Genomic DNA, 15,287 nt, shown 5'->3' with positions numbered 1-15,287 from the left:
CGCCCCTTAGCAGGCTTCGATGCGGTAACCCAGGCGCGGGAAATGCACGTGGACCACACCTGCGCGCGCGTCTTCGCGGCGCAGGATCAGTTCCTCGCTGCCGGCGAACAGCAGCTCGCCCTCCACCGGATCGCTGCCGTAATCCACCGCACGGATCACCACGCGCTGCCCCTGGGCGAAGCCGTTCGGCTCGGCGAACGGCTCATCCGGCAAGGCCGCCGGCGTCGCCTCGCGGGCGATCTGCAATGCGTGCTCGGCCGGCAGCTCGCTGAACGAGCCATGCCCGACGCCCAGCACCTTGCCCAACCAAGCGCGGACATCCGGGTAATCGTCCACCAGCGGCGCGGTCACCGGCGTCGCCCGCAGGAACCACAGGCAGTGCGCCACGGCAAAATCGGCCAGCGACGGCGCGGCACCGAACAGGAACTCACCCTCGCTGCGCGCCAGCTGCTGCTGCAGCCGCGCCATGTAGGTCGGCCAGTCGTTCTTCGCCTGCGCCAGCGAAACGCGGCTGACGCTGCCGTTGCTGAACAGCTGCGCACGATCCTTGCCGAAGGTCTCGACGAATTCCTTGGGCACATTGGCAAAGCGCAACGCCATCGACTCCGGCTGGAACACCAGGCTCACCGCAGTAAGGAACAGCACCGAATCAGCCCATGCGGCGAGCACCGCGACGTTGAACTCCTGGCCCTCGGGAAACAGCTCAGGCGTAGCCTTCTCAGCCTCCAGGCGCCGGGCGATCAACGCGGTGTCGCAGTACACGTCGGCACCGACCTGCAGCACCGGCGTGCGCCGGTAGCCGCCGGTCAGCGCAGTCAGATCGGGCTTGGGCATCACCGGCGGAATCAGCACCGAGCGCCACGACAGCTGTTTGAAGCCCAGCAGCAGACGCGCCTTCTCGGCAAAGGGCGAGGTGGGATAGTGGTGCAGGATCAGCTCGTGCATGGACAGGCTCCGCCGGATGTAGGAAAGAGCCTCAGCTTAGACGCTCGGCCGACGCCAGCCTATCGGCCGATTGATGCGTCATTCACGACGCCGGGGTTTCGGTCACCAACCGCTCCTTGGCGCTCTTGCTCAGGCGCTTGATGGCGATTTCGCGCCGCAGCGCCGCGCCCTTGTCAGCACAGGCCTCGACATACACCAGCGCCATCGCCGGGCTGGAATGGAAGAAGCGCGCGCCGCGCCCCCGCTGATGCTCGGCGAAGCGCCGCTGAGCGTCGTCGCTGATGCCGCAGTACAGCGCGCCATTGGCGGCACGCACCAGATAGACATACCAAGGCTTTGAATCGGCGACGGTCATGGGCGGTGAAGAATCTCGGGGCAACAGGCGCGCCGCATTATGCCGTAGCCAGCCACGTGCCGTGGACGGAACGACGCAATCGTCCGCCACTGGCCGGGCAAACGACCGAAGCCATCAAGCGGCGCTGCAGGCCGCGAAGGGCGGGCGCTGCAGCGCCATTGCCGCCTTCTGACGCGGCGCCGGAGTGGCGTGCTCGTAGCAGACAGCCGTTTCGCTGTCCAGATATGGTGGCCGAACGCCTTTGCGTATACTGCGCCGATGTTTTCTCAAACTGCGTTCCGCAAGCGCTGCGCCTGCTGGCTGTTGGCGACCGGAGTCCTCCTGATGCTCGGCAGTTGCGCTGAAAAGCCCAACGAGCTCGAACGGATACAGGAGGAAGGCGTGCTGCGCGTGATCACCCGCAACAGCCCCGCCACCTATTTCCAGGACCGCAACGGCGAAGCCGGCTTCGAGTATGAGCTGGTCAAGCGCTTCGCCACCGAGCTGGGCGTCGAGCTGGAAATCGAAACCGCCGACAACATCGACGAAATCTTCACCCGCCTCAATCGCCCCGGCGGTCCGGCGCTGGCCGCTGCCGGAATGGTCGCCAGCGAAGGTCGCCAGGCGCTGGCGCGCTTCACCCATTCCTACCTGGATGTCACCACCCAGGTGGTCTACCGCAACGGCCAGCGCCGTCCGCGCAAACCCGAGGACCTGGTCGGCAAACGCATTCTGGTACTCAAGGGCAGCAGCCAGGCGGAAAAGCTCGCCGCCCTGCAGCGCGAACTGCCGGAGCTGCGCTACGAAGAATCCGCCGCGGTGGAGGTGGTCGACCTGCTGCGCATGGTCGACGAGGGACAGATCGACCTGACCCTGGTCGAGTCCAACGAGCTGTCGATGAACCAGGTGTATTTCACCAACATCCGCACCGGTTTCGACCTCGGCGAGCAGAACAGCCTGTCGTGGATTCTCGCCAAGGGCGAAGACGACAGCCTGCTGCAGGCCGCCAACCAGTTTCTCGATCAGGCACAGACGAACGGCACGCTGCAGCGCCTGCGCGAACGCTACTACGGGCATGTCGACGTGCTCGGCTACGTCGGCGCCTATGCCTTCGCCAAGCACCTGCAGCAGCGCCTGCCGCGCTACGAGAAGACCTTCCGCGAGACCGCCAAGGAGCATGGCATCGACTGGCGGCTGCTCGCGGCGATCGGCTATCAGGAGTCACACTGGCAACCCGATGCGACCTCCAAGACCGGGGTGCGCGGGCTGATGATGCTCACGCTCAACACCGCCAACGCGATGGGCGTGACCAACCGCCTGGACCCGAAACAAAGCATTCGCGGCGGCGGCAAGTACCTGGTGCAGGTGCGCGACAGTCTGCCCGAGAGCATCGAGGAGCCGGACCGCACCTGGTTCGCGCTGGCCGCCTACAACGTCGGCGGAGGCCATCTGGAGGACGCGCGCAAGCTCGCCGAGGCCGAAGGCCTGAACCCGAACAAGTGGCTGGACGTGAAGCGGATGCTGCCGCGCCTGGCGCAGAAGCAGTGGTACAGCAAGACGCGCTACGGCTATGCGCGTGGCGGCGAACCCGTGCATTTCGTCGCCAACATCCGCCGCTACTACGACATTCTCACCTGGGTGACCCAGCCGCAGCTCGAGGGGCAGAAACTGGTACAGGGCAATCTGCACGTGCCCGGCATCTACGCCACCGAAATCGAAGAGAACCTGCCGCCGCTGTGATCCGCCGGGCCGCGCTCAGCCGCGACCGATCGGCGCGAAGACCGCGCGGGTCTGTTCGGCCAGCAGCGCGGGCGCCAGCTCGACTTCCAGCCCGCGCCGACCGGCACTGACATGGATGCTCGGCTGCGCCTGTGCCGAACTGTCGATGAAGGTACGCAGGCGCTTCTTCTGCCCCAACGGGCTGATGCCACCGAGCAGATAGCCGGTGGTGCGTTGCGCCACCTGCGGATCGGCCATCTCCACCTTCTTCACGCCGGCCGCCTGTGCCAGCGCCTTGAGGTCGAGCGTGCCGGCCACCGGCACCACCGCCACCAGCAACTCGTTCTTCTCGCTGCAGGCGAGCAGCGTCTTGAATACCCGCGCCGGATCGAGGCCGAGCTTTTCGGCGGCCTCTAGCCCATAGGAGGCCGTCTTCGGGTCGTGTTCGTAGCTATGCACGCGATGTTCGACGCGCGCTTTTTTCAGCAGATCGATGGCAGGTGTCATGTTCTGTAATGATGTGGCTGGCTGAATGCCTGTACCTTAGCAGGCAACGCATCCGCGGTGAGCACTCCATGCAGCATCCTCCCCTCGCGCCTGTCGCCGAAATCTACGATCTGGCCGTGGTCGGCGGCGGTATCAACGGTGTCGGCATCGCTGCGGATGCCGCCGGGCGCGGCCTGTCGGTCTACCTCTGCGAGCAGGGCGACCTGGCGCAGCACACCTCGTCAGCCAGCAGCAAACTGGTGCACGGCGGCCTGCGCTATCTGGAGCATTACGAACTGCGCCTGGTGCGCGAGGCCCTGGCCGAACGCGAAGTGCTGCTGAACATGGCGCCGCACATCGTCGCGCCGCTGCGCTTCATCCTGCCGTACCGCCCGCATCTGCGCCCGGCCTGGATGATCCGCACCGGCCTGTTCCTCTATGACCATCTGGGTCGACGCGAACGCCTGGCACCCTCGCGTCGCCTGCGGTTCGGCGCGGACAGCCCGCTCAAGACCGAGATCACCCAGGGCTTCGAATATTCGGACTGCTGGGTCGACGATGCTCGCTTGGTGGTGCTCAACGCCATGTGCGCCCGCGAGCACGGCGCGCACATCCACACCCGCACCCGCTGCGTCAGCGCGCGACACAGCAAGGGCCTGTGGCATCTGCATCTGGAACGGGGCGACGGCAGCCGCTACTCGCTGCGCGCCCGTGCGCTGGTGAATGCCGCCGGGCCGTGGGTAACCGATTTCCTGCGCGAATCGCTTCGCCAGCGCCCCGCGCACGCCATCCGCCTGGTCCAGGGCAGCCACCTGATCGTGCCCAGGCTCTACGACGGCGGGCACGCCTACATCCTGCAGAACGACGACCGCCGCATCGTCTTCGTGATCCCCTACCTGGAGCAGTTCAGCCTGATCGGCACCACCGATCGCGAATACCGCGGCGATCCGGCCCAGGTGACGGTCACCGAAGACGAAATCCAGTACTTGTTGGCGGTGGTCAACCGCCACTTCAAGCGGCAGCTGCAGGCCGAGGACATTCGCCACCGCTACGCCGGCGTGCGCCCGCTGTGCGACGACGAATCCTCCGATCCGTCGGCGATCACCCGCGACTACACGCTGGTGCTGAATGCCGAGGGCCACGAGCCGCCCCTGCTGTCAGTGTTCGGCGGCAAGCTGACCACCTATCGCAAGCTTGCCGAAGCCGCACTGGCCGAACTCGCCCCCTGGTTCGCACGGATGAAACCGGCCTGGACCCACGACGCACGCCTGCCCGGCGGCGAGGACATGAGCACCCCGCGCGACCTCACCGAGGCGCTGTGCACCGGCGCGCCCTGGCTGCCCGAGGCGCTGGCGCGGCGCTGGGCACACAGCTACGGCAGCCGCAGCTGGAGGCTGCTGCACGGTTTGCACGTCCTGGCCGATCTCGGCGAACACTTCGGCAGCGGGCTGTATGCCCGCGAGGTGGATTATCTGATCGCCGTGGAATGGGCACTGAGCGTCGAGGACATTCTCTGGCGGCGCAGCAAGCTCGGCCTGTTCCTCGATGCCCAAGGCCGGGCACGTCTGGACGACTACCTGCAACGGCAGACACCCGAACGCCTGCCGCTGTTCGCCGCCCCCGACGCCGCTACGCTGCGTCAGGCCTGAACCGCGGCGACGGCGCGCGGCTGGCGAGCATGGCTGCGGCGCAACTGCCGCGCGGCAGCCACCATGTTCACCAGCGCCGCCTCTGTCTCCGCCCAAGCGCGGGTCTTCAGCCCGCAGTCGGGGTTGACCCACAAGCGCTCGGCGGGGATGCGCTCGGCGGCCTTCGTCAGCAGCTCGACCATTTCCGCGGTGTTCGGCACCCGCGGCGAGTGAATGTCGTAGACGCCCGGGCCGATCTCGTTGGGATAGTCAAAGGCCCGGAACGCCTCCAGCAGCTCCATCTGCGAGCGCGAGGTCTCGATGGTAATGACGTCGGCATCCATCGCCGCGATGGCCTCGATCACGTCGTTGAACTCGCTGTAGCACATGTGCGTATGGATCTGCGTCTCATCGCGCACGCCGCTGGCGCACAGGCGGAAAGCCTCCACCGCCCAGTCGAGGTAGCCCTGCCACTGCGCGCGGCGCAGCGGCAGCCCCTCGCGGAACGCCGCCTCGTCGATCTGCACGATGCGGATGCCGGCGGCCTCCAGGTCGCAAACTTCATCGCGGATCGCCAGCGCCAGCTGCCGCGCCTGCACCTCGCGGCTCACATCCTCGCGCGGGAAGGACCACATCAGCATGGTCACCGGGCCGGTGAGCATGCCCTTCATGACCTTGCCGGTCTGCTGCTGGGCATAGCGGATCCACTCCACCGTCATCGGTCGCGGACGGCTCAGGTCGCCGTAGATGATCGCCGGCTTCACGCAACGCGAACCGTAGCTCTGCACCCAGCCGAAACGGGTGAAGGCATAGCCATCGAGCTGCTCGGCGAAGTACTCGACCATGTCGTTGCGCTCGGCCTCGCCGTGCACCAGCACGTCCAGACCAAGCTGTTCCTGCACCGCCACCGCGTGCCGAATCTCCGCCTGCATGGCGGCGATGTAGTCGGCTTCGCCGAGTGTGCCAAGTCGATGGGCCTGACGCGCCTGACGGATCGCCGCCGTCTGCGGGAAGGAGCCGATGGTGGTGGTCGGAAACGCCGGCAGCTGCAGATGCGCGCGCTGCTTCGCGATGCGCTCGGCAAACGGCGATGCGCGGCGGCTGTCTGCGGGCGTGATGGCGACCAGCCGCGCGCGCACCGCCGGGTTGTGGATGCGCGGCGATGTGGCCCGCGCCTGCTGCACCGCGCGGCTTTCGGCCAGCGCGGCTTGCACCTCGGCGGCGTCCGGCTGATTGACCGCGCGGGCCAGCAGCGCTACTTCGGCGCATTTCTGCACGGCGAAGGCCAGCCAGCTCTTCAGCTCGTCATCCAGCCGGTCCTCGCGTGTCAGGTCCACCGGGCTGTGCAGCAGCGAGCAGGATGGTGCCACCCACAGCCGCTCGCCCAGGCGTTCGGCGGCGTGGCGCAGTACCGCCAGCGCCTTGTCCAGATCGCAGCGCCAGACGTTGCGTCCGTCGACCAGGCCGAGCGAGAGCACCTTGTATGCCGGCAGCCGGTCGAGAATCACCGGGTACTGGTCCGGCGCACGCACCAGATCGATGTGCAGACCATCCACCGGCAGCACGGCCGCCAGCCCGAGGTTGTCTTCCAGGCCGCCGAAATAGGTCGCTACCAGCTTCTTCAGCGGCGCACGCTGCAGCACGTTGTAGGCGCGCTCGAAGGCGTTCTTCCACTCCTGCGGCAGGTCCAGCGCGAGAATCGGCTCGTCGATCTGCACCCATTCCACGCCCTGCGCCGCCAGCCGCTCGAGCACCTGACCGTAGACCGGCAGCAGGCGTTCGAGCAGGTCCAGCTTGTCGAACTCCGCGCCCTTGGCCTTGCCCAGCCACAGGTAGCTCAGCGGACCGATCACCACCGGCTTGACCGCATGGCCCAGCGCCAGCGCCTCGTCGACCTCCTCGAACAGCTGCGTCCAGCTCAGCTCGAACTGCTGCTGCGCATCGAACTCCGGCACCAGGTAGTGGTAGTTGGTATCGAACCACTTGGTCATCTCCTGCGCCTGGGCATCGCCGCCGCAGCAGCGCGGGCCGACACCGCGCGCCATCGCGAACAGCGTATCCAGGCCGATCGCGCCGCTGGCCGGGCGGAAGCGCGACGGGATCACGCCGAACATCAGCGAATGGCTCAGCACCTGGTCGTACCAGGCGAAATCGCCCACCGGCAGCAGCTGGATGCCGGCATCGGCCTGCAGCTGCCAATGCCGCGCGCGCAACTGGCGACCGACCTGGCGCAAACCGGCTTCGTCCAGTTCGTGCTTCCAGTACGCCTCCAGGGCTTTTTTCAGTTCGCGGTCGCCGCCGATGCGGGGGAACCCAAGGGAGTGCGCTACGGCCATGACAATCTCCATTCAATTTCAAAATTCAGATGGGAATTGTCGGCCAGCGCCTTCAGTGAAACAAACTCACGCTCTTAACGTTCATCATCAGAATTATTCATGTAGCAGAGCGGAACCAGCGGTTGGCGCAATCGCCCGCTCGACAGCCCCCGCCCCCTGCGCGAAACTGCGCTCGATGAGCGATTCTCATAACGCTGCCGACACCAGGGCAGCGGTTTCCTGTCAAACCAAGGATTGCCGACATGCTGGAAATTCGCCACCTGAAGACCCTTCATGCGCTGCGAGAAACCGACAGCCTGGTAGAAGCCGCCGAGCGGCTGCACCTGACCCAATCGGCGCTCTCCCATCAGTTCAAGGAACTTGAGGAGCGCCTCGGCGTGCAGCTGTTCGTGCGCAAGACGCGCCCGGTGCGCTTCACCAGTGCCGGGCTGCGGCTACTGCAACTGGCCGATAGCCTGTTGCCGCAACTGCGCAGCGCCGAGCGCGATCTGGCGCGGCTGGCCGGTGGCACGGCGGGCCGGCTGCACATGGCGATCGAATGCCACAGCTGCTTTCAGTGGCTGATGCCGACCATCGACCAGTTCCGCGACGCCTGGCCGGAGGTCGAGCTGGACCTGGCCTCGGGCTTCTCCTTCGCGCCGCTGCCGGCGCTGGCGCGCGGCGATCTCGATCTGGTCGTCACCTCCGACCCGATCGACCTGCCGGGTATCACCTACGTGCCGCTGTTCACCTACGAGGCGCTGCTCGCCGTGGCCAACCAGCACCCGCTGGCCACCCGCCCCTACGTGCGCCCGGAGGACCTGGCCACGGAAACGCTGATCACCTATCCGGTGGAACGCGACCGCCTGGACATCTTCACCCGTTTCCTCGAACCGGCCGACGTCGAACCGGCGCAGGTGCGCACCTCGGAACTGACGGTGATGATGATGCAGCTGGTGGCGTCCGGCCGTGGCGTGTGCTGCGTGCCGAACTGGGCGCTGCATGAATACAGCGCGCGCGGCTACGTCACCGCCAAGCGGCTGGGCGAGAAGGGTTTGTTCGCCACGCTGTTCGCCGGCATCCGCTCGGACATGCTCGACTCGCCGTTCATGCGCGACTTCCTGCTGACCGCCAAGGACACCTCGTTCGCCACGCTGGAAGGCGTCAGCGCGGCGGCACGCGGCCGTTAAGCAAACGGGCCGCTAAACCATCTGCAGCGGCTGCGCGCGCCGCGGCGGCGCAAAGGCAGCGTCGATCAGCGCGAGGTCTTCGGCCGTCAGGCGCAAATCGTGCGCCGCGGCATTGACGTGAACATGCGCCGGCTCGACGGCCTTTGGAATCACCAGCACACCGGGCTGACGCAGCGCCCAGGCGAGCGCCACCTGGGCGGGCTGCACGCCATGCCGTCGCGCGACTTCGAGCAACGCCGCATGGCGCAGCAACGGGCCGCCCTGACCGAGCGGACAGTAGGCCATCAGCGGCATGGCGTGCGCCTGGCACCAGGGCAGCAGATCGAATTCGATGCCACGCGCCTGCGGGTTGTAGAGCACCTGATTGACTGCGCAGGCCGCGCCGTCCGGCAGCTCCTGCAGATCGGCCAGATCGAGATTGGACACGCCCCAGGCGCGAATCCGCCCGGCGGCCTTCAACTGCTCGAAGGCCTCGACGGTTTCGGCCAGCGGATACTCGCCGCGCCAGTGCAACAGGTAGAGGTCCAGATAATCGCACCCCAGACGCCGCAGACTGCGTTCGCAGGCCTGCGGGATGCCACGCCGGCTGGCGTTGTGCGGATAGACCTTGCTGACCAGAAAGACCCGCTCGCGGCGGTTGGCGATGGCCTCGCCGACCACCTCTTCGGCTCCGCCCTCGCCGTACATCTCGGCGGTATCGATGAGCGTCATGCCCAGCTCGACGCCCAGGCGCAGCGCCGCCACTTCGCGCGCTCGCTCGGCAGGGCGCTCGCCCATGTGCCAGGTACCCTGACCGATCACCGGCACGGTGCGGCCATCTTGCAGACGCAGCGTGCGCATCAGCTGCCCTCCGCGTTCGCCAGCTCGGCAGCAGCCGGATCGGCCCAGGGGTCGTAGGTGCCGAAGCTCCACAGATGGCCCTCCGGATCACGGCAGGTGAAGCCGCGGCCGCCGTAATCTTCATCCTTCAGCTCGATGACGATCTGCGCCCCCGCCGCCTTGGCTCGGGTGTAGAGCGCGTCGGCGCTGTTGACCACGACATAGATGCCCTGGGTGGAGACGCCGCCGAGCTGGTCAGGCTGGCGCAGCAGTTGGCCGTAGGGCGAATCCACCACCGGCCCGAGCATCAGCATGCCGTTGCCGAAGCTCAGCTGCGCATGGATGACGCCTGCCAGCGGGTCTTCGACGACCCGCTGGCGCTCGAAGTCGAACGCCTGGCACAGCCAGTCGAGGGCACGCGGCACATCGCGATAGCGCAGGCAGGGGATCAGCGTGGCCGTGGTGTTCTTGCTCAGGCGTGACATTCGCGTGCCTCCGGCGGCGTCAACAGGGATAAATCTCTGACCCGCGGCAGCCGCGGATGATTCCTGCCGCTAGAGCTGTTCGCTCAGCCCGAGGCGCACCCCCAGGCCAACCAGCAGCGAGCCCATCACCCGATCGAGCCAGCGACCGACGGCCTGATGGCTGCGCAGCGCCTGACTCGCGCGCGTCGCCAGCACGACCAGCGCACACTCGACGATGATCGCCACCAGCACCACCAGCACGCCGAGGACGAAGAGCTGCAATGCCACCGCACCGTGGTCGGGACGGACGAACTGCGGCAGGAACGCCATGAAGAAGATCGCCGCCTTGGGATTGAGCACATCCACCAGCACGCCCTGACGAAAGGCACGCCAAGCCGATACCGGCGCACGCGCCTCGATCCGCACGCCGCCGGTCGAGCGCAACGCCTGGAACCCGAGGTAGATCAGATAGGCCGCGCCGACATACTTGACCACCGCGAACGCCACCGCGGAGGTGGCCAGAATCGCCGACAGCCCCAGCGCCGCTGCAGCCACATGCACCAGCGCGCCGGTACAGACGCCGAGGCTCGAGACCAGTCCCAGCCGTCGACCGCCGGACAGGGTGCGCGACAGTACATAGAGCAAATCCGGCCCCGGCGACAGATTGAGCGCCAGCGCGGCGGAAAAGAACAACAGCCAGAACGACAGATCTTCCATCAGCAACCTCGGCGACCCTTGGGCAGGAAAACGGAGGGCAATTCGGAGCGCGACGGGTCGGTATGACGAGCATCCGGCACGCCGCGAGTCATGGCAAGACGCAAACCGGGCCATCAGGCGGGCCCTTCAGCTATCGGCATCGGCCAAGCGTGGCGACATTCGGATTCCTTGCATCCGGGCGCAAATGCATTTCGTCGGAAAACTGTCTACCTTCCTCATGAGTGACTTTTTATTGTCGCAACACTGAACTAACCTTCCTTTCGTACTGTCACTACGCCACCCCGCGAATGTGCAGGGACATCGGAGACCATTCGGTCACATTCAGCAAAGGATCTGCGAATGAATGACAACGCCTCATCGGCCGTCGCGCCGTTATCGCCACGTCTGGTACTGCTTTCCCACAGCGAACTGCTCGACGGTGCGCTGCGTCAGCATCTGCTCGAACACCCACGCTGCAGCTTACAGCGCACCACGACGCTGCGTGCCGAGCACACCCAGTGCGAGCTGCTGCTGCTCGATCTCGGCAGCTTCAGCCACGAAGACTGCCTGCAACTGCTGCGCAAGGCTGGCGACACGCCAATCGCCCTGATCAACGCGCTGCCCGAACAGGCGCATCGACTGGTCGAACTGCACCCCTGGATTCGCGGTGTGTTCTACCGCTCGACCCTGCGCAGCAATTTCATCAGCGGCATTCGCACCCTGCTTGCCGGCGGCGACTGGCTGCCGCGCGCGCTGATGGAGAAACTGCTGCTGCGCTACCGCCAGCTGACTCATGCCGACCACTGCATCGACGCGCTGACGCTGCGAGAAAAACAGATTCTCGCGCTTGCCGGCAAAGGCCTGTCGAACGCCGCGATCGGCGAGAAGCTGTACCTGAGCACCCACACCATCAAGAGCCACATCCACAACGCATTGCGCAAGCTCGGCGCGAACAACCGCGCGCAGGGCGCGTCGATTGTCCTGGCCCACGTCTGCGAGCCGGAGCTATGAGACGCCTCGCCCTGCTCTGCCTGCTGGCGCTGGGAATCTCCGGCGCCGCAGCCGATGAAGCCGAACTCATGGGTTTCATCACCAACGGCACCATCTCGCGCTCCGGGCAGGAGTTCTACCTCAAGTTCTGCGAACGTCTGAACGACACCAGCCGCCTGGATTTCAACCTGGCCGTCAAGGAACGCCCCTCGGCGCGCTGGGGCATCCTCGTCTGGGTCGAATACGAGGACAAGACGCTCTACCGCCGCTTTCTTCAGCCCAACGTCGCGGATATGGAAGACACCGCCTACGAGGCTGCCGATTTCGTACTGCAGGAAATCAACAGACGAAAGATCGAAGCGTTTTTCGAAGACCACACTGATCTAGCCAAGGACGAGTTATGAACAGGCACATTCCCAAGAACCTCGGCGTGCTGGCTGGCGCCCTGCTGCTCAGCGCCGGCGCCAGCGCCACCGAACTGGTGTACACCCCGATCAACCCCTCGTTCGGCGGCAGCCCGCTCAACGGCTCCTGGCTACTGGGCAACGCCCAGGCGCAGAACGACCACAAGGACCCCGACGCACCGAGTCGCTCGGCGAGCAGCCTGTCGGCGCTGGATCGCTTCACCAGCCAGCTGGAGTCCCGGCTGTTGAGCGACCTGCTGGTGAACGTCGGCAACGGCGAGACGGGTTCGCTGACCACCGATGACTTCATCGTCGACGTTACCGAAAACGACCTGGGCGACCTGGTCATCGTCATCACCGATCGCGCCACTGGCGAAACGTCCGAAGTTGTCGTCGGACAAAACTGAACAGCAAGGAGAGCCAAGGCCATGAGAAGCCTGTTCATCGCCATCGGGATGATGGCTGTACTGCAGGGTTGCGCGGTGCGCGACCCGATGCCCGCGGATCAGAAGGCGCCGACCCTGACCCCGCGCACCTCGACCTATCAGGATTTGCTGGCGCTGCCGCGTCCCAAGGGCCAGCTGGTCGCCGCGGTATACGGTTTCCGCGACCAGACCGGGCAGTACAAGCCCACCCCCGCCAGCTCCTTCTCCACTGCAGTGACCCAGGGCGCTGCCAGCATGCTGGTCGACGCCATGCAGGCCAGCGGCTGGTTCGTCGTGCTCGAGCGCGAAGGTCTGCAGAACGTGCTGACCGAACGCAAGATCATCCGCGCCTCGCAGGGCAAGCCGGATGTAGCGCCGAACATCCAGTCCGAACTGCCTTCGCTGCTGGCGGCCAACATCCTCATGGAGGGCGCCATCGTTGCCTACGAGACCAACGTGCGCAGCGGCGGCCTCGGCGCGCGCTACCTGGGCGTGGGCCTGTCGCAGGAATACCGGGTGGATCAGGTCACGGTGAACCTCAGAGCCATCGACGTGCGTAGCGGCCGGGTACTGTCCAACGTGATGACCACCAAGACGATCTTCTCGATCGGGCGTAGCGCCAACGTCTACAAGTTCATCGAGTTCAAGGAACTGCTGGAGGCCGAGGCCGGCTACACCACCAATGAACCAGCGCAACTGTGCGTGCTGTCGGCCATCGAAGCCGCCGTCGCCCATCTGGTCGCGCAGGGTGTGGATCGGCGCCTGTGGCAGACGGCCGAAGGCCACACCGGCGACCATCCGGCGCTGGCGAAATACCTTGGCAAGCCCGAACCGATCTGAGCCTCGCCCGCCCCAAAAGCCCTCTTCGGAGGGCTTTTTCTTGGATCGGTCGCAGCTCTTGCCGCCAGACCGCACCCATTCGCCGCCACACGGCCTCGGCACACCCGCAACACCGCATGCACCGGAACGATGCATTTTCAATCATTGGATGGATTTCGCCTGCGCCGATCCGCAACCAAGATGATTCCAGTGCCAATTGACCAGGGACGAAGCGATGCAAACCACGCAAAGGATTGCCCAACAGCTCCTCCTGTCCGTACTGCTGACACTGGCCGCCGCTGCCAGCCATGCCGATCAAGACCTGGCTCCAAGCGAGCTGGCCTGGCAATCGGACAGTCTCACCTCGACCGCCGCCGCCAACCAGGCCGCGCTGGCTTCAATCCAGCAATCAGGCTCGGCACTGGTCGGCAACATTGCCCAGAGCGGCTCGGAACTGGAGGCCTACATCCTCCAGGCCGGCTACGCCAATACCGCCGACATCAATCAGATCGGAACCGACAACGCAGCGCTGATCATGCAGTCGGGCGACTACAACCAGGCCCGTATCGACCAGGACGGTTCCGGCAACGTCGCCGCCATCGCACAGCAGGGCGCCAGCAACAGCGCGCTCATCGAACAGACTGGCTCAGGGTTGAGCAGCAGCGTCAACCAGATGGGTCAGGGTCTGACGGTAGTGGTTCGCCAGTACCGGTGAAGGAAGTACCGCAGTACTTAAAACATCCATGGAGAGATAAATATGTTTAAGTTCACCCCCCTCGTAGCCGCCATGCTGGTTGCCTCTGCCCCGGTCCTGGCCGCCAACAACACCTCCGAGCAGAACCAGATCGGCATCGACAACGTGGCCGAAGTCCTGCAGAGCGGCGGTTCCGGCAACTTCGCCGAGCAGAATCAGGGCGGCTTCGCCAACGACGCGGCAATCGAGCAGCTCAGCTCGTTCGGCAGCACCGCCGAACAGAACCAGTTCGGCAATTTCAACGATGCCGACGCCCAGCAGAGCTTCGCTGTCGACAGCACCTCCACGCAGAATCAGCGTGGCTGGGACAATACCGCCACCGTCACGCAGAACGGCACGCTGCATACCACCATCACGCAGACTCAGAACGGTTCATACAACAGCGCCGCCACCAGCCAGTCCGCGGCCTTCCACAGCGACGCGAGCACCAACCAGCTCGGCGATCTGAACGATGCCAGCATCACCCAGGTGGCCAGCTCCTTCGACAAGGCAACCATCGACCAGGACGGCGACAACAACGACGCGCGCATCACCCAGCTGCTCAGCTCCGGGTCGGTCGCGGAAGTCGAACAGGTCGGTGTCGGCAACGACGCGCAGGTCGCCCAGACCGGTTTCAACCACGAGGCGTACGTCTACTCCAACGGGATTGGCAACAACGTCGACGTGGATCAGGACGGCAACGCGCAGAACGCCTTCGTCCTGCAGTACGGCGTGGCCAACGACTCGCGCATCGAGCAGACCAACGGCTGGATGGGCGGCAACAACACCGCAACGACCGAGCAGTTCGGCACCGGCAACAGCGCCGACGTGTTCCAGGACGGCCGCAACCAGACCGCCAAGACCACCCAGGTCGGCGCGTTCAACAGTGCCGATGTCGATCAGCAGGGCCGCGGCAACGAGCTGTACTTCGGCCAGAACGGCACGGGCAACGAGCTGACCGCGGTGCAGGACGGCACCGACAACCAAATCGTCGGCCTGAGCGTCGGCTTCGGCAACAGCGTCGACGTCGCGCAGGATGGCCGCGACAACCTCGCCGGCATCCAGCAGAACGGCGTCGCCAACGAAGCCAGCCTTACCCAGACCGGTGCGGCGCACCTGGCCAGCGTCAATCAGACCGGCTGGGACAACAGCGCGGTGGCCACGCAGAGCGGCTACGGCAACGCGGCCTACATCAATCAGAATGGCTGGAACAACAGCGCCACGGTCACTCAGAACTGAGTGCACCGGCGTCATCCAACTGCCGGCCTTCGGGCCGGCAGTTGCGTTTGTACGGGCCGCCGGGTTGCCCGGCATGGCAGA

Annotated in this window: 16 protein-coding genes; 9 read left to right on the top strand and 7 right to left on the bottom strand. The window is 65.7% G+C overall.

Annotation, left to right across the window (positions count from 1 at the left end; all coding sequences use genetic code 11):
* Positions 1 to 6 precede the first annotated feature (6 nt).
* Complete coding sequence (locus HU825_RS11070) at positions 7 to 945, bottom strand: glutathione S-transferase family protein (RefSeq protein ID WP_003288250.1); 939 nt, start codon at positions 943 to 945, stop codon at positions 7 to 9.
* 82 nt (positions 946 to 1,027) lie between these two features.
* The gene (locus HU825_RS11065) at positions 1,028 to 1,300 is read right to left on the bottom strand and encodes a GIY-YIG nuclease family protein (RefSeq protein WP_043296123.1); all 273 of its coding nucleotides are present in this window, start codon (positions 1,298 to 1,300) and stop codon (positions 1,028 to 1,030) included.
* Between the two features lie 258 nt (positions 1,301 to 1,558).
* Here HU825_RS11065 and mltF point away from each other — a divergent pair, with 258 nt between their 5' ends.
* Positions 1,559 to 3,019: a membrane-bound lytic murein transglycosylase MltF gene (gene mltF, locus HU825_RS11060; protein WP_043296122.1), complete on the top strand. Its 1,461-nt coding sequence runs from the start codon at positions 1,559 to 1,561 to the stop codon at positions 3,017 to 3,019.
* 15 nt (positions 3,020 to 3,034) lie between these two features.
* Here the strand turns inward: mltF and ybaK are convergent, their stop codons facing one another.
* On the bottom strand, positions 3,035 to 3,505 hold the full coding sequence (gene ybaK / locus HU825_RS11055) for a Cys-tRNA(Pro) deacylase (protein WP_043296119.1): 471 nt from the start codon (positions 3,503 to 3,505) through the stop codon (positions 3,035 to 3,037).
* Positions 3,506 to 3,573: 68 nt separating this feature from the next.
* On the opposite strand from ybaK, the gene glpD reads away from it, so the two are divergent.
* Positions 3,574 to 5,133, top strand: a complete 1,560-nt coding sequence (gene glpD, locus HU825_RS11050) for a glycerol-3-phosphate dehydrogenase (protein WP_234302034.1) — start codon at positions 3,574 to 3,576, stop codon at positions 5,131 to 5,133.
* On the opposite strand, the gene metE is transcribed toward glpD, so the two are convergent.
* A complete protein-coding gene (metE, locus tag HU825_RS11045) occupies positions 5,124 to 7,448 on the bottom strand; it encodes a 5-methyltetrahydropteroyltriglutamate--homocysteine S-methyltransferase (RefSeq protein WP_234302033.1) in 2,325 nt (774 codons plus the stop codon). The two genes, glpD and metE, sit on opposite strands and share 10 nt — an antisense overlap.
* Positions 7,449 to 7,690: 242 nt before the next feature.
* Between metE and metR the strand changes: the two genes are divergently transcribed.
* On the top strand, positions 7,691 to 8,617 hold the full coding sequence (metR, locus tag HU825_RS11040) for a transcriptional regulator MetR (protein WP_043296115.1): 927 nt from the start codon (positions 7,691 to 7,693) through the stop codon (positions 8,615 to 8,617).
* 12 nt (positions 8,618 to 8,629) lie between these two features.
* Here metR and HU825_RS11035 read toward each other — a convergent pair whose 3' ends face one another.
* The 3 genes from HU825_RS11035 to HU825_RS11025 all read right to left on the bottom strand — a co-directional run bounded on the left by HU825_RS11035 (position 8,630) and on the right by HU825_RS11025 (position 10,617).
* Entirely contained in the window at positions 8,630 to 9,457 is an 828-nt protein-coding gene (locus HU825_RS11035; RefSeq protein ID WP_234302032.1) for an aldo/keto reductase, read from the bottom strand.
* Positions 9,457 to 9,921, bottom strand: coding sequence for a VOC family protein (locus HU825_RS11030; RefSeq protein WP_054093800.1), 465 nt, complete (start codon positions 9,919 to 9,921; stop codon positions 9,457 to 9,459). Before HU825_RS11030 ends, HU825_RS11035 begins: the two co-directional genes overlap by 1 nt.
* Before the next feature lie 69 nt (positions 9,922 to 9,990).
* A complete protein-coding gene (locus tag HU825_RS11025; RefSeq protein ID WP_234302031.1) occupies positions 9,991 to 10,617 on the bottom strand; it encodes a LysE family translocator in 627 nt (208 codons plus the stop codon).
* Between the two features lie 339 nt (positions 10,618 to 10,956).
* On the opposite strand from HU825_RS11025, the gene HU825_RS11020 reads away from it, so the two are divergent.
* The 6 genes from HU825_RS11020 (at position 10,957) to HU825_RS10995 (ending at position 15,206) form a co-directional block, all read left to right on the top strand.
* On the top strand, positions 10,957 to 11,607 hold the full coding sequence (locus HU825_RS11020; protein ID WP_077683521.1) for a helix-turn-helix transcriptional regulator: 651 nt from the start codon (positions 10,957 to 10,959) through the stop codon (positions 11,605 to 11,607).
* Positions 11,604 to 11,990, top strand: coding sequence for a curli production assembly/transport protein CsgE (csgE, locus tag HU825_RS11015; RefSeq protein WP_008568106.1), 387 nt, complete (start codon positions 11,604 to 11,606; stop codon positions 11,988 to 11,990). The genes HU825_RS11020 and csgE overlap by 4 nt, the downstream gene beginning before the upstream one ends.
* Positions 11,987 to 12,397 carry a curli assembly protein CsgF gene (locus tag HU825_RS11010; RefSeq protein ID WP_043296105.1) on the top strand — a complete coding sequence of 137 codons (411 nt, stop codon included), beginning with the start codon at positions 11,987 to 11,989 and terminating at the stop codon, positions 12,395 to 12,397. Before csgE ends, HU825_RS11010 begins: the two co-directional genes overlap by 4 nt.
* Positions 12,398 to 12,418: 21 nt before the next feature.
* The gene (locus tag HU825_RS11005) at positions 12,419 to 13,255 is read left to right on the top strand and encodes a CsgG/HfaB family protein (RefSeq protein ID WP_008568108.1); all 837 of its coding nucleotides are present in this window, start codon (positions 12,419 to 12,421) and stop codon (positions 13,253 to 13,255) included.
* Between the two features lie 214 nt (positions 13,256 to 13,469).
* A complete protein-coding gene (locus tag HU825_RS11000) occupies positions 13,470 to 13,949 on the top strand; it encodes a curli production assembly protein CsgB (RefSeq protein WP_213662953.1) in 480 nt (159 codons plus the stop codon).
* A 42-nt stretch (positions 13,950 to 13,991) separates the two neighbouring features.
* The gene (locus HU825_RS10995) at positions 13,992 to 15,206 is read left to right on the top strand and encodes a hypothetical protein (RefSeq protein WP_234302030.1); all 1,215 of its coding nucleotides are present in this window, start codon (positions 13,992 to 13,994) and stop codon (positions 15,204 to 15,206) included.
* Positions 15,207 to 15,287 lie beyond the last annotated feature (81 nt).

The organism is Pseudomonas phenolilytica, from assembly GCF_021432765.1.
In the GTDB taxonomy this organism is placed as follows: Bacteria; Pseudomonadota; Gammaproteobacteria; order Pseudomonadales; family Pseudomonadaceae; genus Stutzerimonas; species Stutzerimonas phenolilytica.
The sequence above is the reverse complement of the archived record's forward strand: the minus strand, read 5'-3'. Positions and strand labels throughout refer to the sequence as shown.